This window comes from Streptomyces sp. AJS327, from assembly GCF_013450295.1.
Classification (GTDB): Bacteria; Actinomycetota; Actinomycetes; order Streptomycetales; family Streptomycetaceae; genus Streptomyces.
The window spans coordinates 722035-741263 of record NZ_SKBR01000001.1; the positions used below are offsets into that span (position 1 = coordinate 722035).

Here is a 19229-nt window from a genome sequence, read left to right on the forward strand (position 1 = left end):
TCCGGCGACCCTCGTCCGGCGACCCCTGTCCGGCGACCCCCGTCAGGCGGGGCCCGGCGGGCCCTCGCTCGCCACGGGGCAGCGGGACGGCCGCGCCCACGCGCCGTCAGCGCCACCGCCGCCCGGCGGACGCGCCGCTGTTCCGAACCGAGCCACCGTTCGCCCCGCCGAAGAGCGACACAGACGTGGACGGTGTACACCTCCGCACCCGCACGGCGTGGAGCCAGCGATCCGGGTGGGGCACCCAGCGCGTGGGCGGAAGCCCACGGACGTCACCAGGAGCGGACACCGATCGGGAGGACTGGTGTCCGGGCCTTCCGTGCGTCCGCCGCCGCTGCCGCCCAAAGCGGCTGGGCCGTGAGCCTGCCGCTCGGCGAACCGGCGGACCGGTCTCACGGACCCGGCCGGTGTCAGGGGGCCGTAGGGTGTCGGCGTCCGTCAGGGGCGCTCCAGCCAGCCGTCGTACTCGGCGGCCAGCGCGTCGAGCATCGCCGGGTCGTAGGTGGACCGGGCGTCGTCGAGGACGATCAGCCACTGGGCGTCCTCGGCGTCGTCCTCGCCCGCGAGCGCCTCCCGGAGGGGGCGGGGTTCCTCGGGCAGCCCCAGCCGGAGTTCCAGCTCGGCGGCGATCTCCTCCGCCGCGTCCCGGTCGGGCAGTACCAGCACGTGTCGCACCTCGGTCACCGGCGCATTGTCGCAGCCCCGGCCGGTGAGCGGGGGAGGGGGAGGGGGCGACGGCTCCCCGGCTGTCGGCCCCGCGTGGGATGCTGGACGGCGATGGCAGGCACCCGTGTGAGTTCCCGGAAGAAGCCGGCGAGCGACGATCCGCTCGCCGCGGTCACCGTCGCCGTCGGGCAGGAGGAACTGCTGCTCGACCGCGCGGTGCGGCAGGTGGTCGAGGCGGCCCGCGCCGCCGATCCGGACACCGACGTCCGGGAGCTGGCCTCCGGTGACCTCCGTCCCGGAACGCTCGCCGAGTTGACCAGCCCCTCGCTCTTCGCGGAGCGCAAGGTGGTCGTCGTGCGGGAGGCGCAGGACGTCGCCTCGGACACGCTCAAGGACGTGAAGGCGTACCTGGAGGCCCCCGCCGAGGAGATCACGCTGGTACTGCTGCACGCGGGCGGGGCGAAGGGCAAGGGTCTGCTGGACGCGGCCCGTAAGGCCGGGGCGCGTGAGGTGGCCTGCGCGAAGCTGACCAAGCCCGCCGACCGGCTCGCCTTCGTACGCAACGAGTTCCGCGCGTTGGGGCGTTCGGCGGCCCCGGAGGCCTGTCAGGCCCTGGTCGACGCCATCGGTGGTGACCTGCGGGAGCTGGCCTCCGCCTGTCGGCAGCTGACCGCCGACGTGGAGGGCACCATCGACGAGGCCGTGGTCGGGCGGTACTACACGGGCCGGGCGGAGGCGTCCAGCTTCACCGTCGCCGACCGGGCGGTGGAGGGCCGGACCGCGGAGGCGCTGGAGGCGCTGCGCTGGTCCCTCGCCACCGGGGTCGCCCCCGTGCTGCTGACCAGCGCGCTGGCGCAGGGGGTGCGGTCCATCGGCAAGCTCGCCTCGGCTCCGCGTGGTGCTCGCCCGGCGGATCTGGCCCGCGAGTTGGGCATGCCGCCGTGGAAGATCGACCGGGTGCGGCAGCAGCTGCGCGGCTGGTCGGCGGATGGTGTGGCCACCGCGCTGCGCGCCGTGGCAGAGGCGGACGCGGCGGTCAAGGGCGGGGGAGACGATCCGGGGTACGCCTTGGAGTGTGCTGTCGTGACCATCGCGCGAGCCGCCCGCTCCCGCTAGCGCCTCCTCTCTTCTCTCCCTCTCCTTCCCCCACCCGGCGCCGGGACCCTCCGCCCCTCCGGGGCCCGTGTGAGCGGTGCCGCGCACACGAACCGTGTGCTCGTACCCGCCCCGCCGCCTTCGGACCGTGTGCGGAGTCCGCGCTCGAACCGCCCCCGCCACATCACCGCCCCCACCGTGCTCACGGTGACCGCCCCACCATCAGTGGGCATCAACGTGCATCAGCGGGCCACGGGCTGGCGGGCTGGGACCACTCCTCGGCGGTGTCCGGGGTCCCGCCTCGCCGCGAGGTCCCGCCCCGCTGCGGGGCCGCCTGGCCGCGGGGGCAGCGGGTACCGGGCACGCCGAAGCCCCGCGTCCCCCTGGGGAGGGTGGACGCGGGGCTCCTGCCGTATGGGGCGCCGCACCCGCGTGGCGAACGCAGGCCGCGTGCGGCGCGCTGAGTGAGACAGCCGGTACGGAGCGGAATGAGAGGGCCCGCTCGGGAGCACCGGCCCGCCACCGGTCGACGGTGGCGAGATGAGGGGATCAGCCCTGGAGGGAGGCGACCTGTCGCGCCAGCGCCGACTTCTTGTTGGCGGCGTTGTTGCGGTGCAGCACACCCTTGCTGACGGCCTTGTCGAGCTTCTTCGACGCCAGCTGCTGGGCGGCGGCGGCCTCGGCCGCGTTTCCGGCGGCCACGGCCTCGCGGGTACGGCGGATCGCCGTGCGGAGGTCGGACTTGACCGCCTTGTTGCGCAGCCGCGCCTTCTCGTTGGTCTTGATCCGCTTCATCTGGGACTTGATGTTCGCCACGAAAGAGCCTTTACGGTTCGGGTTTTCCGTTTACCGCCGACGCCGCCGACACGAAGGTCACCGGCCTCGGCCTGCCGTGCGTGTCCCGAGGGGTGCCACCGGGCGGGATCCCCGAGTGGTCACCGGATCACGCGGGACCCGGCACCGGACACCTCGTGTCCGTGTCGGCTGGTCCGTTCGCACGGACCCGTGTCCGCCGGGTCCGTTCACAACGGACCCGTGCATCCGGCTGTTGCCATCCGGAGGTCACGGTGCGTTCACTGGTTTCACGGTGTGTGGAGTGCTCGGGGTGCCCGGAGCGCTGGCCCTGGGGCCACAAGACACGGTCGCCTAGCCTACCAGCGGCCTCGGAGCCCTCCCAATCCGGTCGCCCGTTCCCGCGCATGGGACCATGGGGGCGGCGACAGCCCGAATCATCCAGCTGACAGACCCGACAGGACCCTGCGTGCCCGCGACCCCTTCGAACGTGCCGGAGCCGAGCCGTACCGATCCGGCGCTGATCCGTAACTTCTGCATCATCGCGCACATCGACCACGGCAAGTCGACGCTCGCCGACCGGATGCTCCAGCTCACCGGGATCGTCGAGGAGCGGATGATGCGCGCTCAGTATCTCGACCGCATGGACATCGAGCGTGAGCGGGGTATCACGATCAAGTCCCAGGCGGTGCGGATGCCCTGGACTCCCTCGGAGGGGTCGGAGCCGGTTCCGCACGTCCTGAACATGATCGACACCCCGGGGCACGTCGACTTCACCTACGAGGTCTCGCGTTCCCTCGCGGCCTGTGAGGGGTGCGTGCTGCTGGTCGACGCGGCGCAGGGGATCGAGGCGCAGACGCTCGCCAATCTCTACCTGGCGATGGAGCACGATCTCACGATCATTCCCGTGCTCAACAAGATCGACCTGCCCGCCGCGCAGCCGGAGAAGTTCGCCGCCGAGCTGGCGCATCTCATCGGCTGCGAGCCGGAGGACGTGCTCAAGGTCTCGGCGAAGACCGGGGAGGGCGTGCCGGAACTGCTGAACGAGGTGGTGCGGCAGGTGCGGGCGCCGGTCGGTGCGGCGGACGCCCCGGCCCGCGCGATGATCTTCGACTCGGTTTACGACGCCTACCGGGGCGTGGTCACCTACGTCAAGGTCGTGGACGGGCAGCTGAGCAAGCGCGAGCGGATCCGGATGATGTCCACCGGCGCCACCCACGAACTGCTGGAGATCGGAACCCACTCGCCCGAGATGAGCGCGGCGGACGGCCTGGGCGTCGGTGAGGTCGGCTACCTGATCACCGGTGTGAAGGACGTCCGGCAGTCCAAGGTGGGGGACACCGTCACCCAGTTGACCAAGGGCGCCGAGGAGGCGCTGCCGGGGTACAAGGACCCGAAGCCGATGGTGTTCTCCGGGCTCTATCCGCTGGACGGCTCCGAGTACCCGGAGCTGCGGGACGCGCTGGACAAGCTGCTGCTCAACGACGCCGCGCTGACCTACGAGCCGGAGACCTCCGCCGCGCTGGGCTTCGGTTTCCGGGTGGGCTTTCTCGGGCTGCTGCACCTGGAGGTGATCCGGGAGCGGCTGGAGCGGGAGTTCGGCCTCGACCTGATCGCCACCGCGCCGAACGTGGTCTACCGCGTGGTCATGGAGGACGGCCAGGAGCACGTCGTCACCAACCCGAGCGAGTTCCCCACCGGCAAGACGGACGAGGTGTACGAGCCGATCGTGCGGGCGACGCTCATCGCGCCGAGTGAGTTCATCGGCGCGATCATGGAGCTGTGCCAGTCCCGCCGCGGCAGTCTCCAGGGCATGGACTACCTCTCCGAGGACCGGGTCGAGCTGCGTTACACGCTTCCCCTCGCGGAGATCGTCTTCGACTTCTTCGACGCGCTGAAGTCCAAGACCCGTGGCTACGCCTCGCTGGACTACGAGCCCACCGGGGAGCAGTCAGCGGAGCTGGTGAAGGTCGACATCCTGCTCCAGGGCGACAAGGTGGACGCGTTCTCCGCCATCGTCCACAAGGACAAGGCGTACAGCTACGGCACCCGGATGGCCAACACGCTGCGCGAACTCATCCCACGCCAGCAGTTCGAGGTGCCGATCCAGGCGGCGGTGGGCGCCCGGATCATCGCCCGGGAGACGGTCCGCGCGATCCGTAAGGACGTGCTGGCGAAGTGCTACGGCGGTGACATCTCCCGGAAGCGGAAGCTGCTGGAGAAGCAGAAGGAGGGCAAGAAGCGGATGAAGGTCGTCGGCCGGGTCGAGGTGCCGCAGGAGGCCTTCATCGCCGCGCTGTCCAGCGACGGCGCGGGCGCCACGGACGCCAAGGCGAAGAAGTGACCGGTGCGCGGCGGCGGGTGGCCGCCGCGCGTCCGCACCGTTCGGCGGGCGGCCGGTGGCCGCCGCGCTGAGCAGTGGCGTCCCGGGCGGGGGTGCGGCCGAAACTCGCCGCATCACCGGGGGGATCGGGGTGGTTCCGGGGGTGTGCCGCCGCTCGCGCTGAGGGGCAGGGGGCGAGTGGCGGACGCGGGACGGGCGCGGGAGGAATCACGGATTCGCTGGTCGCAGCCCTTACATGGAGCGGACGCGCCGTTTACTCTCTCCGTACCCGCTAGTTACTCGTGAGTTACCCATGCGCGCCGTCGCGTGTCCCCCGGAGGATGTCGTGAGCGACACACAGTCTCTGATCGAAAACCGGCCGTCTTCCGTGGCGACACTCTTCCTGGAGCGTGTCGAGGCCACCCCGGACGGAGAGGCGTACCGCTACCCCGTTCCGCCGGAGTCGGGGGAGGGCCCCGACGAGTGGCGCTCCTACACCTGGGCCGAGGCCGCGCGCCGCGTGTACGCGATCGCGGCGGGGCTGATGGCGCTGGGGGTGCGCCCCGAGGACCGGGTCGCCATCGCCTCCAGCACCCGCGTCGAGTGGATCCTCGCCGACCTCGGCATCCTGTGCGCGGGCGGCGCGACCACCACGGTCTACCCGAGTACCAACACCGAGGAGACCGCCTACATCCTGGGTGACTCCGAGAGCCGGGTGCTGATCGCGGAGGACGTGGAGCAGCTGGCGAAGGTCCGGGAGCGCCGGGCCGAACTGCCGCGGCTCCAGCACGTGGTGCTGATCGACGCGGCGGGCTGTGAGGACGGCGGCGACCCCGGGGAGTCCGGAACAGCCGGGGACTCCGGGGACTGGGTGCTCGACTTCGCCGCTCTGGAGCGGCGCGGCGAGGAGTACCTGCGGGAGCATCCGGAGGCCGTCCGGGAGACGGTGGGCGCGCTCCGCTCGGACCAGCTGGCCACGCTCATCTACACCTCCGGCACCACCGGGCAGCCCAAGGGTGTGCGGCTCACCCAGGACGCCTGGTCGTACATGGGCAAGGCGATCGCCCAGACCGGTCTGGTCACCGGGGACGACGTGCAGTACCTCTGGCTGCCGCTGGCCCACGTCTTCGGCAAGGTGCTGACCACCGGCCAGATCGAGGTGGGGCACGTCACCGCCGTGGACGGCCGGATCGACCGGATCATCGAGAACCTGCCGGTGGTCCGCCCCACGTACATGGCCGCGGTGCCCCGGATATTCGAGAAGGTCTACAACGGCGTCGCCTCGAAGGCGAAGGCGGGCGGCGCGGCGAAGTACCGGATCTTCCAGTGGGCGGCCGGAGTGGCCCGGGAGTACGGCCGCGTCACCCAGGACAACTTCCGCCGGACCGGCGTCGCGAGCGCGCCCGCCGGGCTGCGGGCGAAGCACGCGGTCGCGGACCGGCTGGTGTACGCCAAGCTCCGCGAGGCGTTCGGCGGCCGGATGCGCGCCTGCGTCTCCGGATCGGCGGCGCTCGCGCCGGACATCGGCTTCTTCTTCTCCGGCGCCGGGGTGCACATCCTGGAGGGCTACGGGCTGACCGAGTCCAGCGCCGCGAGCTTCTGCAATCCCGGCGAGGCGTACCGCACCGGAACCGTCGGCAAGCCGCTGCCCGGTACGGAGGTGCGGATAGCGGACGACGGCGAGGTACTGCTGCGCGGTCCGGGCATCATGGAGGGCTACCACCGGATGCCCGAGAAGACCGCCGAGGTCCTGGAGGAGGACGGCTGGTTCCACACCGGTGACATCGGTGAACTCTCGCCCGACGGCTACCTGCGCCTCACCGACCGCAAGAAGGACCTGATCAAGACCTCGGGCGGGAAGTACGTCGCCCCGGCGGAGGTCGAGGGACGGTTCAAGGCGATCTGCCCGTACGTCTCGAACATCCTGGTGCACGGCGCCGACCGGAACTTCTGCACGGCGCTGATCGCGCTGGACGAGCCCTCGCTGATGGGCTGGGCGGAGGAGCGCGAGACGCTGAAGGGCCGCCCGTACACCGAGGTCGTGACGAGCGAGGAGGTGCGGGAGCTGATCGACGGCTACGTGGAGGAACTGAACGGCACGCTCCAGCGCTGGCAGACGATCAAGAAGTTCCGGGTGCTGCCGCGCGATCTGGACGTGGAGCACGGGGAGCTGACACCCAGTCTCAAGCTCAAGCGTCCCGTGGTGGAGCGGGAGTTCGGAGAGCTGATCGACGAGATGTACGCCGGATCCCGCGAGGCGTGAGCGCCACGGGCGCGCGTAGGTGGCGGCGTGCCACCGAGGGGCCGGGGCGTGGACGGTGGTCCGCCCCGGCCCCGCTGTTCCCCCGGCGGCCCTCGCGGTGCTCCGGGCCCGCCGCGTACCGCGCGCCGGACTCCACCTTCCCCGGGTCCGCGTGGTGAACTCCGTTGCTCGTGTGGTGAACAGGGCGCACACCGCGCGTAGTTGACCGTGCCGTGTACGCCTGGGCGCTGCCGGGCACCCGGTCGCGCCCGCCGGAAGGAAGTCGACCGCCCGTACTTCCGTACTCACCGCATGCGCGTCGATCCGGTCTGTCACGCTGGCCGTACGCGTTGAGCCGATTCCGGACTGTGGGGGCCGAGGTGGGGAGTTCATCGCAGTGCGGAGAGACCGTGGGCGGCGGCCTGCTCGCCGGCCGGGGTGCGCCGGGGAACCCGGCCGACGCCGGTCCGGCCGGGTCAGCCACGGCCCGCCCGCCCGCCGGTCCGCCCGGTCCGGTCGCCTCCGCTGGCAGGGGCGAGCCCGGTGTCCCGGAACGGGCGGAGCGCGCTCCGTCGGTGGGCCGCGAACTGCCGGGCGCCGCCGGGTCGGCATCGGTCGCGCGGGGGCTGGTGCGGTCGGCGCTCGCGGCGTGGGAGGTGGGCGCGCCGACGCGGGACACGATGGTGCTGCTCGTCAGCGAGCTGGTGACGAACGCGGTGGTGCACGCGGGGACTTCCGTCCGGCTGGAGTGCCGCCACGAGGGCGACGCGCTGCTGGCCACCGTCTCCGACCGGTACCCCGGCCGCACTGTCGCGGTCCGCGACGACGGGCGGGGACGCGGGCTTCGCCTGGTGCGCGCGCTCTCCGACGAGTGGGGCAGCAGTTACCGCCGGGACCGCAAGACGGTCTGGTTCCGGCTCGCGCTCGCCTCCGCCCGCTCCGGCCCGTGCGCCGGGCGCGCCGAGGCCGTCCGTCCGCGCGGCGCGCGCCGGCCGGAGGGCCCGTCGGCGTTACCCCGTCCGGCGGGCGCGGGTGGGACCGCATGGGCGGAGCACGGTGCCGCGAACCCCCCGGCCCCCGCGAACTCCCGGGCCGCTGTGGGCGGTTCACCGGACGAGGCCATCGCCAGGCCACACACGGAACCCCCGGAAGCGCTCCCGACCGCTCTCGCGCGGGGCGCCCGCCGCCGGAGCGGGAGCGCGCGCGGCGGCGGCCACCCGGCGGCCGGAGCGTCGCCGCACGTCGACGCGGGATGGGTCACCCCAGGCACGGTCTCCTTCCTCGCGGAGGCGTCCGACCTGCTCACCGGCCAGCTGGACGAGGACCGGGTGGCGGCCCTGGCCGGACAGCTCCTGGTGCCGCGCTTCGCCGACTGGTGCGCCGTCTGGCTGGAGGATCCCGACCGGGGCGTCCCGCCGCGCCTCGCCCGGGTCTGGCACCACGCCGAGGAACAACTCGACGAGCTGCGGCGGCGGTTGGCGAGCGGGCCGCCGGCGACCACGCGCGCGGCCGATGGCGGGCTGAACGGCCACGCGGTCCGCTGGTTCCCGCCCTTCGCGGAGGTCCCGGCGGCGGCGCGCGGCCGTTCCGCCGTCGCCTGCCGCCTCATCGCCGGTGGGCGGGCCGTCGGCACGCTCGCCCTGGGGCGCGCCGGACGGGACGCCATCCCCGACGAAGTACTGCGGCTCGTCGAGGACTTCGCCCGCCGGGTGGCGCTCTCGGTGGTCTCCGCCCGCCGCTACGCCCAGCAGGCCACCATCAGCCAGGTGCTCCAGCGCGGGCTGCTGCCCCGTGGCGAGGCGGCCCTGCCGCACACCGAGACCGCGGTGGTCTACGAACCCGTGGGCGAGAACGCCTACGCGGGCGGGGACTTCTACGACGTCTTCCGGGCGGGTCCGGACCGCTGGTGCTTCGCGCTGGGCGACGTGTGCGGCAAGGGCCCGGAGGCCGCCGTCGTCACCGGACTCGCCCGCCCGGTACTGCGGTTGCTGGCCCGCGAGGGGTACGGCGTCCCCGGGACGCTGGACCGGCTCAACCGCGAGGTGGGGGAGCAGACCCGCTTTCTCTCCCTGGTCTACGGGGAGTTGGTGCCGCGTGACCCCTCGGTGGGCGGCGGCCTGCGGTGCACCGTGGCCTCGGCGGGACACCCGCCGCCGCTGCTGCGCGAGGCCGGTGGGGCGGTCCGCGCGGCCGTCACCCCGCAGCTGCTGCTGGGCATCGACGACCATGTCCACTACGAGAGCCAGACCTTCACCCTCGCGCCCGGCGAGACGCTGCTCTGCGTCACCGACGGCGTCACCGAACGGCGGTCCGGCAGCCGCCAGTTCGACGATCACGACGGGCTGGCCGCGGTGTTCGCGGAGTGCGCCGGACGGGACGCGCGGGGGACGGCGGAGCACATCCGCCGCGCGGTGCACGACTTCGGCACCGGGGAACCCACCGACGACCTCGCGCTGCTGGTCCTGCGGGCCACCGGCCCCGGGGCGCCGGACACCCCGGCCATCCGGCCCCTCCCCTGAGGCGATCCCCGGCGCCCCGAGGCGAGTTGGGCGGAACGGTCCGTCGGGCAGGGTGAGCGGACGGGCGGTCCCGGCCCCCGGCCCGGCGCGGGTTCCGGCCCGGTCCGGCGCGGGTTCCGGCCCGGGCCGGGTTCCGGCCCGGTCTGGGTCCGGCCGCCGGAAAAGCGTTCGCGTCGATCTCCGGGCGGCCCTACGCTCTCCGGCATGCACTTCATGCAGCTCTACGGCTGACTCCCCGGGCGCCGCGCGCCCGCCCCGCTCCGGTTGAGCGTCACCGCCGCCAGTGTGCCGTGACCGCTCCCGGGGCTCCGAGTCATGCCCGTCTTCCGGCCGCCCACCGAGGGTGGCGGCCGCTCGAACAACGAGAAGAGCGCTCATGTCCCGTCGTGCCCATATCGCGATGATCGGTGTGCCCGCCGTCAGCCACGTCCTGCCCAGCCTGGAGGTCATCCGGGAGCTGGTGGACCGTGGCCACCGGGTCACCTACGCCAACGACCGTGCCGTGGAGGAGCTGGTCACCGGCGTCGGCGCCGAGTTCGTGCCCTACGTCTCCGGTCTGCCGGTCGCCGACAACGACTGGCCGGCCGACCCGATCGCCGCCATGGACGTCTTCCTGGACGACAACATCCGGATGCTGCCGCAGCTGCGCGCCGTATACGAGACGGATCCGGCCGACCTCTACCTGTACGACATCGGTTCCTACGCGGCCCGCGCGCTCGCCGAGGCGCAGCGCCGACCGGTCGTGCAGCTCTCGCCCACCTTCGTCGCCTGGAGCGGCTACCAGGAGGAGGTCGGCGCGCAGCTCAAGAACCTGCCGGGCGCCACCGGGCACCTCGCGAAGTTCGCGGACTGGCTGGCCGACTCCGGCGCCACCACCACCGACGTGGACACCTTCGCCGGGCGGCCGCCGCGTGTGGTGGCGACGATCTCCGAGGCGATGCAGCCGAACGCGGACCGCGTCGACTCCGGGACGGTCACCTTCGTCGGGCCGTGCCCGGGACGCCGGGCGGAGCGGGAGAGCTGGCCCCGGCCGGCCGGCGCGGAACGGCTGTTGCTGGTCTCGCTCGGCTCGGCGGCCACCCGGCGGCCGGACTTCTACCGCCGGTGCCTGGCCGCCTTCGGCGACCTGCCCGGCTGGCACGTGGTGCTCCAGATCGGCAAGTACACCGACCCCGAGGTGCTCGGCCCGCTCCCGGCGAACGTCGAGACGCACCCCTGGGTCCCGCAGCTGGCGGTGCTGGAGCAGGCCGACGCCTTCGTCACCCACGCGGGGATGGGCGGCTGCGGCGAGGGGCTGTACACCAGCGTCCCGATGATCGCCGTACCCGGCAACAGCGAGCAGGTGATGAACGCCGACCGGCTCGCGGAGCTGGGCGTCGCCCGGCATCTCGACCCGGAGGCCGACGCGGAGACGCTCCGCTCCGCGTTGCTGGAGCTGACCGGTGATCCGGAGGTGGCCGCGAACTGCGCCCGCCTGCGCGCCCGTGCCCGCGCCGAGGGCGGCGCCGAGCGGGCCGCCACCCTGCTGGAGGAGGTGCTGCGCGGCTAGGGATCCGGGGCCGTGCCACCGGCCCTGAGGACCGGGCCGGGTGTGCCTCACGCGCCCGGCCCGGGTCCGCCGGTCCGCGCCGCGCTGCCGGTCCCCGTGCGGCGCCGGTCAGCTCCGGCGGCCCGCGCGGGCGGTCAACTCCAGCGACCCGTACGGGACATGAGCAGCGCGGTCGCGGCCGGTCCCGCCGTCGAGGTGCGCAGCACCGTCGGCCCGAGCCGGTACGGCAGGGCGCCCGCCTCCTCGAACACGGCCAGCTCCTCGGGTGCGACGCCGCCCTCCGGCCCGACGACCAGCACGATCTCCCCGCCGTCCACCGGGAGCGGCGCGGTCGCCAGCGGCTGCTCGGCCTCCTCGTGCAGCACCGCGGCGAACGCGGCGCCGGACAGCAGCGGGGCCAGCTCCCGTGTCGCGGTGAGGTCGGCCACCGTGGGGAACCGCAGCCGACGCGACTGCTTCCCCGCCTCCCGGGCGGTGGCGCGCCACTTGGCCAGCGACTTCCGCCCGCGCTCGCCCTTCCACAGGGTCACGCAGCGGGCCGCCGCCCACGGGACCACGGCGTCGACCCCGGTCTCCGTCATGGTCTCCACGGCCAGCTCGCCCCGGTCCCCCTTCGGCAGGGCCTGCACCACCGTGATCCGGGGCCGGGGTTCCGGCTCGGTCCGCAGCGCGTCGACCGCGACCTCCAGGGTGTCCTTCCCGGAGACCTCGGCGACGGTGCCGACCGCACCGGTGCCCGCGCCGTCCGTCAGCACGATCGGCTCCCCGGCGCGCAGCCGCCGCACGGTCACCGCGTGCCGTCCCTCGGGACCGTCCAGCGTCACCGTGCCGACCGTCAGCCGACCCTCGTCGACGAGGAAGACCGGCGCCGTCACCAGGCGCTCCCCGCCTCCGGCGTGCCCGGCCGGGACGTGCCCGGCCCGGGGTCGCGGGTGGCGGCGCCGCCGCGGGCGGTGAGCCCATGACGTGCCTCCGCCAGCTCGGCGACGAGCACCTCCACCAGCCGGGCGGCGGGCAGTTCGCGCGCCAGCCGGTGTCCCTGCCCCGCCCACAGCGCCATCGCCTGCGGGTCGCCCGCGGCCGCCGCGGCCTTCCGCAGCCCGGCCGTCAGGTAGTGGACCTGCGGGTAGGCGGCGGGCGCGTACCGGCCGTGCTCCTCGATGAAGCGGTTGGTCAGCCCGCGCGCGGGACGCCCGGAGAACGCGCGGGTGATCTCGGTGCGGGTGAAGACCGGGTCGAGCAGGGCCCGTTTGTGCAGCGGGTGGGCGCCGGACTCCGGGCAGATCAGGAAGGCGGTGCCCAGCTGCGCGGCGCTCGCCCCGGCGGCGAGCACGGCGGCGACCTGCCCGCCGCGCATCAGCCCCCCGGCGGCGATGAGCGGCAGCCGCACCGTCTCCCGGACCTGGGTCAGCAGGGCGAGCAGCCCGAGGCCGCCGCCGTTCCGCTCGTCGCGCGGACTGTCCACGTGGGTGCTCTGGTGGCCGCCCGCCTCGGTGCCCTGGAGACAGACCGCGTCCGCGCCCGCCTCCTCGGCGGCCAGCGCCTCGACGAGGGTGGTGGCCGTGACGACGGTCTGGCTGCCGGCCCGCGCGAGGCGCTCCAGCACCTCGGGGGAGGGGCAGCCGAAGGTGAAGGAGACCACCGGCACCGGCTCGTCGAGCAGGACGGCCAGCTTCTCCTGGTACGCGTCGTCCGCGGCACCGTCCGTGGAGCCCAGCGGCACCTCGTACCAGGCGGCCTCCGGGGCCAGTTGCTCCCGGTACACCTCGACGGCCGCGGGGTCCCCGGTGGGGGGCTGCGGCATGAAGAGGTTGACGGCGAAGGGCCGGTCGGTCAGTCCGCGCAGCTCCCGCACCTCGTCACGCATCGCCGCGGGGCTCTTGTAGCCCGCGGCGAGCGAGCCCAGCCCGCCCGCTCCGCTGACGGCGGCGGCCAGCCGCGGGCCGGAGGTGCCGCCCGCCATCGGTGCCTGCACCACGGGGTAGGGCGCGAGCGCGGCGAACCAGGTCGACATCGCGGCCGAGGCGGAGGGGGCGGCGGTCAGGGCCGAGGCCACCGGACCGGACCGGGGGGACCCGGAGGACGGGTCCGGGGAGGGCGACGACGGTGACGCGGAAGGCGGCGGGGTCGGCATGGCCACATCCTGCCACGCGGGTGGCGCGCCCCCGTGGGGTGGGCTTCCCGCCCCGGCGGGTGGCCCGGGACGGCGTCCGGTGCGCGGCTTCCGGCGCCTCGCCGCGGCCCCGGCGGGGGACCTCCCCGGGCCTCGGGGCCTGGGGACCGCGCGCCGGGCGCGGGCCGGGCTCCGGGATCAGCGGCCGTTCCAGGCGTCCTTCAGGCGGGAGAAGAGGCCCTGCTGTCCGGGCTGGAACTGGCCCTGGGGCCGCTCCTCGCCGCGCAGCTGCGCCAGCCGCCGCAGCAACTCCTCCTGGTCGGGCTCCAGTTTGGTGGGTGTCGTCACCTCGACGTGCACGATCAGCTGGCCCCGGCCACCGCCGCGCAGATGGGTCACGCCGTGCTCGTGCAGCGGCACGGACTGGCCGGACTGCGTGCCCGGCCGGATGTCGATGTCCTTGACCCCGTCCAGCGTCTCCAGCGGGACCTTGGTGCCCAGCGCCGCCGCCGTCATCGGGATGGTGACCGTGCAGTGGAGGTCGTCGCCGCGCCGCTGGAAGGTCGGGTGCGCCTTCTCGTGGATCTCGACGTAGAGGTCGCCGGCCGGGCCGCCGCCGGGGCCGACCTCGCCCTCGCCCGCCAGCTGGATCCGGGTGCCGTTGTCCACGCCCGCCGGGATCTTGACGGTGAGGCTGCGCCGCGAACGGACCCGGCCGTCTCCCGCGCACTCCGGGCACGGGGTGGGCACCACGGTGCCGAAGCCCTGGCACTGCGGGCAGGGGCGGGAGGTCATGACCTGACCCAGGAAGGAGCGCGTCACCTGCGAGACCTCGCCGCGGCCCCGGCACATGTCACAGGTCTGCGCGGAGGTGCCGGGGGCGGCGCCCTCACCGCTACAGGTACCGCAGACCACGGCCGTGTCGACCTGGATCTCCTTGGTGGTGCCGAACGCGGCCTCCTCCAGGTCGATGTCCAGCCGGATCATCGCGTCCTGGCCCCGCCGCGTGCGCGAGCGCGGCCCCCGCTGCGAGGCGGTGCCGAAGAACGCGTCCATGATGTCGGAGAAGTTGCCGAAGCCGCCGCCGAAGCCACCGGCCCCGCCGCCGCTGCTGTTCGGGTCCCCGCCGAGGTCGTAGACCTGCTTCTTCTGCGGGTCCGACAGCACCTCGTAGGCGGTGTTGATCTCCTTGAACCGCTCCTGGGTCTTCGGGTCCGGGTTGACGTCCGGATGGAGTTCACGGGCGAGGCGGCGGAACGCCTTCTTGATCTCGTCCTGCGAGGCGTCGCGCTGCACGCCGAGGACCGCGTAGTAGTCCGTCGCCACTTACGACTCCGCCAGGATCTGTCCGACGTACCGTGCCACTGCGCGTACAGCTCCCATCGTTCCGGGGTAGTCCATGCGGGTCGGGCCGACCACACCGAGTTTGGCGACCGCCTCGTCGCCCGAACCGTAGCCGACCGATACGACTGATGTGGAACTCAGGCCCTCGTGGGCGTTCTCATGTCCGATCCGGACGGTCATGCCCGGATCCTTGGCCTCGCCCAGCAGTTTGAGGAGCACCACCTGCTCCTCCAGCGCCTCCAGCACCGGCCGGATGACCAGCGGGAAGTCCTGCCCGAAACGGGCGAGGTTGGCGGTGCCGCCGATCATCAGCCGCTCCTCCGTCTCCTCGACCAGCGTCTCCAGCAGGGTCGCCAGAACCGAGGAGATGGTGGCCCGGTCGTCGGCGTCGAAGGCGTCCGGCAGGTCCTGCACCAGCGGCGGCACCTCGGTGAAGCGCTGCCCCACGACCCGGCTGTTCAGCCGGGCACGCAGGTCCGCCAGCGTGGTCTCGCCGATGGGCGCCGGGCAGTCGATCACGCGCTGCTCGACGCGGCCGGTGTCGGTGATCAGCACCAGCATCAGCCGGGCGGGCGCCAGCGCCAGCAACTCCACGTGCCGCACCGTCGAGCGGGTCAGCGAGGGGTACTGGACGACCGCGACCTGCCGGGTCAGCTGCGCCAGCAGCCGTACCGTCCGGCCCACGACGTCGTCCAGGTCGACGGCGCCGTCCAGGAAGTTCTGGATGGCCCGCCGCTCGGGAGTGGAGAGCGGCCGGACGTTCGCGAGCTTGTCCACGAAGAGCCGGTAGCCCTTGTCGGTGGGGATGCGCCCGGCGCTGGTGTGCGGCTGGGCGATGAACCCCTCCTCCTCCAGCGCGGCCATGTCGTTGCGGACCGTGGCCGGGGACACCTGGAGGTTGTGGCGCTCGGTGAGCGCCTTGGAGCCGACCGGCTCCTCGGTGCCCACGTAGTCCTGGACAATGGCACGCAGGACCTCCAGTCTCCGTTCACTGAGCACCGCGCACCTCCCGTCCGGCGTCGTCTCGTCCCTGGAGTCCGGTCACGGCCGGTCACCTCCAGTCACTTCGCCTGGCACTCGCCCGCGGAGAGTGCCAGTCGCCCCGAGCCAGTGTACGGCCGGTAGCCACCGGCCGGGCAAGGGTGGCCGGATCCGGTGCCCTCTCCTGGCCGTTCACCCGGATTCGTCCGCGTACTCCGGGAGTTCACCCCCTCCCCTGACAGGCGCTGCCGGGTGCCCGGCACCGCCCCGCCGTCACTCCCCGTGCTCACACCGTTCCCCCGCGTCGGCCGCGCCTCCCGGGGGCCGACCCGGGGCGCGGGGCGGGGGCGCGCGCCGGGCTTCCCGCTAGGGTCGGCGCATGACAGCGCGGAACGAGAACCCGGGCCCGGAGACGGTGCCGGTACGGCCGGACGACCGGGGGCCGGGACGGCCGGAACACCCGGGGCCGGGCGGCCCGGGGGCGGACGCCGCCGCGCCCCCCGCGCGCTGGGAGCACCTCGCGCCCGGTGTGGCCCGCCGTCGTCTCCCCGGCTGGGACGCCACCGTCGGGGCGATCGCCGGGGACGGGGGCACGCTGCTGGTGGACTCCGGGTCCTCGCTCCGCGAGGGGGCCGGGATCCGCCGGGAGGTGGTGGAGCTGTTCGGCCGCCCGGTGACCCATGTGGCGCTCACCCACGGGCACTTCGACCACGTTCTGGGCACCGCCGCCTTCGCGGGGGTGCGGGTGTACGGCGCGGTGGGGCTGGCCGGGCGGCTCGCCGAGGGGCGGGAGGCGCTGCGCGGCGGCGCCCTGGCGCAGGGGCTGTCGCCCCACGACACGGACGAGGCGCTGGACGTGCTGGTCGTCCCGGACCACCCGGTCTCCGGCGAACTCACCCTGACGCTCGGGGAGCGGGAGGTGCTGCTCGCCAACCTGGGCCCCGCGCACAGCGGTCACGACCTGGTGGTGTGCGTTCCCGGCGAGCGGGAGGTGGTCTTCTGCGGGGACCTGGTGGAGGAGTCCGGGGAGCCGCAGGCCGGGCGGGACGCCGTCCCGGCCCGCTGGCCCGCCGCCCTGGACCGGCTGCTGGAGCTGGGCGGGGAGGACGCGCGGTACGTGCCGGGGCACGGGGCTGTCGTCGACGCGGACTTCGTACGGGCCCAACGGGACCAGCTGGCCCGCCGGTTCGGCGTCGGCGGCTGACCCGCGCCCCGCCCCACCGGACGCCGGTGCGGTGACCCGGCCCGCGCGCCGGGCGGTGAGGCGACCGGGGTGGCGGGGTGGGATGGGGACGGGAGCGGCCGTGGGGGAGAACCCGCCGGGGAGAAGCGGGGGACAACCCTCGGGGGAGAATGGGCCGCATGCGTGGTCGTCACTACAGCCCGGACCTCACCCCACCGTGGAAGAAGCGGCGGCCGGTGCCCGAAGTCCCGGCGGAGCCCGGCCTGGTGGTCGAGGAGCCCAGCACCGGATTCTGCGGCGCGGTGATCCGCTGCGAGAAGACCGCGGGGGGAGTGACGGTCACCCTGGAGGACCGCTTCGGCCGTCCCCGGGTCTTCCCCCTCGTCCCCGGCGGTTTCCTGCTGGAGGGCGCGCCGGTCACTCTGGTGCGGCCGGCTGGTGGCCGGGACGCCGCCCCCGCGCGGCCCCGACTGACGGCCTCCGGGTCGATCGCGGTGCCGGACGCCAGGGCGCGGGTGGCGCGCGCCGGGCGTATCTACGTGGAGGGGCGGCACGACGCCGAGCTGGTCGAGCGGGTGTGGGGCGACGACCTGCGCGTCGAGGGCGTGGTGGTGGAGTACCTGGAGGGGGTCGACGACCTCCCGGCGATCGTGGAGGAGTTCGGGCCCACCCCCGGGGCGCGGCTGGGCGTGCTCGTCGACCACCTGGTGCCCGGGTCGAAGGAGTCGGCGATCGCCGGGCGGGTGAGCGGCCCGGACGTGCTGGTGGTGGGGCATCCCTATGTCGACGTCTGGGAGGCGGTGAAGCCGTCCTCGCTGGGTATCGACGCCTGGCCCCGGGTGCCGCGCGGGCAGGACTGGAAGACCGGGGTGTGCCGGGCGCTGGGGTGGCCGGAGAACACCGGCGCGGCCTGGCGGCGGGTGCTGGGCGCGGTGCGCAGCTACCGGGATCTGGAGCCCGAGCTGCTCGGCCGGGTCGAGGAGCTGATCGACTTCGTCACCGTCCCTGCGGACTGATCGGCGCCGGTACCGCTCCGCTCCCGGTCCGTCGAGCGGGCTCCGCCGGGATGGTGCAATGGAGGCATGCCCTCCGCACTCCCCGACGGCGAAGCCGTGCCCGAGGACGGCTCGCTCCCGGCGTCCGCCCTCGCCGCCACGGCCGACCGTCCGCTCGGCTTCTACCTGCACGTCCCGTTCTGCGCCAGCCGCTGCGGGTACTGCGACTTCAACACGTACACCGCGAGTGAGCTGGGGGATGGCGGGGGCGTGGCCGTCTCCCGGGAGAGCTACGCGGACACCCTCGCCGCCGAGGTACGGCTGGCCCGCCGGGTGCTGGGGGAGGACCCTCGGCCCGTCGAGACGGTCTTCGTCGGCGGCGGCACCCCCACCCTGCTGCCCCCCGCCGACCTCGGCCGGATGCTGGAGGCGGTGCGGGCCGAGTTCGGGCTCGCGGACGACGCGGAGATCACCACCGAGGCCAACCCGGAGTCGGTCGACGCCGCCTCGCTGGCGGCGCTGCGCGAGGCCGGGTTCACCCGGGTGTCGTTCGGGATGCAGAGCGCCCGGGCGCACGTCCTTCGGGTGCTGGACCGCACCCACACCCCGGGGCGGCCCGAGGAGTGCGTGGCCGAGGCCCGCGCGGCCGGATTCGACCACGTCAACCTGGACCTGATCTACGGCACCCCGGGGGAGAGCGACGAGGACTGGCGCGCCACCCTCGACGCCGCCCTGGGCGCCGGTCCGGACCACGTCTCCGCCTACGCGCTGATCGTGGAGGAGGGCACCGGGCTGGCCCGCCGCGTGCGGCGCGGCGAGATCCCGATGACCGACGACGACGCCCACGCCGACCGCTACCTGCTGACCGAGGAGCGGCTCTCCGCCGCCGGGATGAGCTGGTACGAGGTCTCCAACTGGGCGGTGTCCGGGGACCTTTCGGCGCGCTGCCGACACAACGAGCTGTACTGGACGGGCGCCGACTGGTGGGGCGCGGGCCCCGGCGCGCACAGCCACGTGGGCGGCGTGCGCTGGTGGAACGTCAAGCATCCTGCCGCCTACGCGCGGGCGCTCACCGAGGGCCGGTCGCCGGGCGCGGGCCGGGAGCTGCTGTCGGCGGAGGACCGGCGGGTGGAGCGGATCCTGCTGGAGCTGCGGCTGGCGCGCGGCTGCCCGCTCGACCTGCTCACCGAGGAGGGCCGGAAGGCCGCCGGGCGCGCTCGCGACGACGGGCTGCTGGAGCCGGGCGCGCACGAGGGCGGCCGGGCCGTGCTCACGCTGCGCGGGCGGTTGCTGGCGGACGCGGTCGTCCGCGAACTCGTCGACTGACGGCCCGCCAGCCGGTCCCGTCCGTTCCGTCTCCCGGCTGTCTCCCGCCGCCCGCCCCGGCCGCCGGTGGGGCCCGTCGCGCTCCCGGGCCGGGTTCCCGG

Annotated in this window: 14 protein-coding genes; 8 read left to right on the top strand and 6 right to left on the bottom strand. The window is 74.2% G+C overall.

The window, feature by feature from the left end; translation table 11 throughout:
* Nucleotides 1-438 precede the first annotated feature (438 nt).
* Entirely contained in the window at nt 439-684 is a 246-nt protein-coding gene (locus tag E0L36_RS02835) for a hypothetical protein (protein WP_180927247.1), read from the bottom strand.
* Nucleotides 685-777: 93 nt separating this feature from the next.
* Here E0L36_RS02835 and holA point away from each other — a divergent pair, with 93 nt between their 5' ends.
* Entirely contained in the window at nt 778-1782 is a 1005-nt protein-coding gene (holA, locus tag E0L36_RS02840) for a DNA polymerase III subunit delta (RefSeq protein WP_180927248.1), read from the top strand.
* Nucleotides 1783-2310: 528 nt separating this feature from the next.
* Here the strand turns inward: holA and rpsT are convergent.
* A complete protein-coding gene (gene rpsT / locus E0L36_RS02845; protein WP_180927249.1) occupies nt 2311-2577 on the bottom strand; it encodes a 30S ribosomal protein S20 in 267 nt (88 codons plus the stop codon).
* A gap of 445 nt (nt 2578-3022) precedes the next feature.
* On the opposite strand from rpsT, the gene lepA reads away from it, so the two are divergent.
* The 4 genes from lepA (at nt 3023) to E0L36_RS02865 (ending at nt 11186) form a co-directional block, all read left to right on the top strand.
* Nucleotides 3023-4897, top strand: a complete 1875-nt coding sequence (gene lepA / locus E0L36_RS02850) for a translation elongation factor 4 (RefSeq protein ID WP_180927250.1) — start codon at nt 3023-3025, stop codon at nt 4895-4897.
* Nucleotides 4898-5222: 325 nt separating this feature from the next.
* On the top strand, nt 5223-7139 hold the full coding sequence (locus E0L36_RS02855) for a long-chain fatty acid--CoA ligase (RefSeq protein WP_180927251.1): 1917 nt from the start codon (nt 5223-5225) through the stop codon (nt 7137-7139).
* Between the two features lie 554 nt (nt 7140-7693).
* Complete coding sequence (locus E0L36_RS02860; RefSeq protein WP_180927252.1) at nt 7694-9637, top strand: SpoIIE family protein phosphatase; 1944 nt, start codon at nt 7694-7696, stop codon at nt 9635-9637.
* Nucleotides 9638-10013: 376 nt separating this feature from the next.
* Nucleotides 10014-11186 carry a macrolide family glycosyltransferase gene (locus E0L36_RS02865; protein ID WP_180927253.1) on the top strand — a complete coding sequence of 391 codons (1173 nt, stop codon included), beginning with the start codon at nt 10014-10016 and terminating at the stop codon, nt 11184-11186.
* A 134-nt stretch (nt 11187-11320) separates the two neighbouring features.
* Here E0L36_RS02865 and E0L36_RS27370 read toward each other — a convergent pair whose 3' ends face one another.
* From E0L36_RS27370 to hrcA, 4 genes are all read right to left on the bottom strand, one after another.
* The gene (locus E0L36_RS27370) at nt 11321-12061 is read right to left on the bottom strand and encodes a 16S rRNA (uracil(1498)-N(3))-methyltransferase (protein ID WP_180927254.1); all 741 of its coding nucleotides are present in this window, start codon (nt 12059-12061) and stop codon (nt 11321-11323) included.
* Nucleotides 12058-13200: a nitronate monooxygenase gene (locus tag E0L36_RS27375; protein WP_180928557.1), complete on the bottom strand. Its 1143-nt coding sequence runs from the start codon at nt 13198-13200 to the stop codon at nt 12058-12060. The genes E0L36_RS27370 and E0L36_RS27375 overlap by 4 nt, the downstream gene beginning before the upstream one ends.
* Nucleotides 13201-13497: 297 nt before the next feature.
* Nucleotides 13498-14625, bottom strand: coding sequence for a molecular chaperone DnaJ (gene dnaJ, locus E0L36_RS02880; RefSeq protein WP_180927255.1), 1128 nt, complete (start codon nt 14623-14625; stop codon nt 13498-13500).
* Nucleotides 14626-15642 (bottom strand): heat-inducible transcriptional repressor HrcA, encoded by a 1017-nt coding sequence (gene hrcA, locus E0L36_RS02885; RefSeq protein ID WP_180927256.1) that lies wholly within the window; start codon nt 15640-15642, stop codon nt 14626-14628.
* Between the two features lie 361 nt (nt 15643-16003).
* On the opposite strand from hrcA, the gene E0L36_RS02890 reads away from it, so the two are divergent.
* The 3 genes from E0L36_RS02890 to hemW all read left to right on the top strand — a co-directional run bounded on the left by E0L36_RS02890 (nt 16004) and on the right by hemW (nt 19128).
* Entirely contained in the window at nt 16004-16828 is an 825-nt protein-coding gene (locus tag E0L36_RS02890) for an MBL fold metallo-hydrolase (RefSeq protein WP_180927257.1), read from the top strand.
* Nucleotides 16829-16986: 158 nt separating this feature from the next.
* Entirely contained in the window at nt 16987-17823 is an 837-nt protein-coding gene (locus E0L36_RS02895) for a DUF3097 domain-containing protein (RefSeq protein ID WP_180927258.1), read from the top strand.
* A 66-nt stretch (nt 17824-17889) separates the two neighbouring features.
* Nucleotides 17890-19128: a radical SAM family heme chaperone HemW gene (gene hemW / locus E0L36_RS02900; protein ID WP_180927259.1), complete on the top strand. Its 1239-nt coding sequence runs from the start codon at nt 17890-17892 to the stop codon at nt 19126-19128.
* Nucleotides 19129-19229 lie beyond the last annotated feature (101 nt).

Excerpts from the sequence above, each read along its gene's own strand:
- holA (WP_180927248.1), top strand. The coding sequence starts at position 778 with ATGGCAGGCACCCGTGTGAGTTCCCGGAAGAAGCCGGCGAGCGACGAT.
- E0L36_RS02865 (WP_180927253.1), top strand. The coding sequence starts at position 10,014 with ATGTCCCGTCGTGCCCATATCGCGATGATCGGTGTGCCCGCCGTCAGC.
- E0L36_RS27375 (WP_180928557.1), bottom strand. The coding sequence starts at position 13,200 with ATGTCGACCTGGTTCGCCGCGCTCGCGCCCTACCCCGTGGTGCAGGCA.
- E0L36_RS02890 (WP_180927257.1), top strand. The coding sequence starts at position 16,004 with ATGACAGCGCGGAACGAGAACCCGGGCCCGGAGACGGTGCCGGTACGG.
- E0L36_RS02895 (WP_180927258.1), top strand. The coding sequence starts at position 16,987 with ATGCGTGGTCGTCACTACAGCCCGGACCTCACCCCACCGTGGAAGAAG.
- hemW (WP_180927259.1), top strand. The coding sequence starts at position 17,890 with ATGCCCTCCGCACTCCCCGACGGCGAAGCCGTGCCCGAGGACGGCTCG.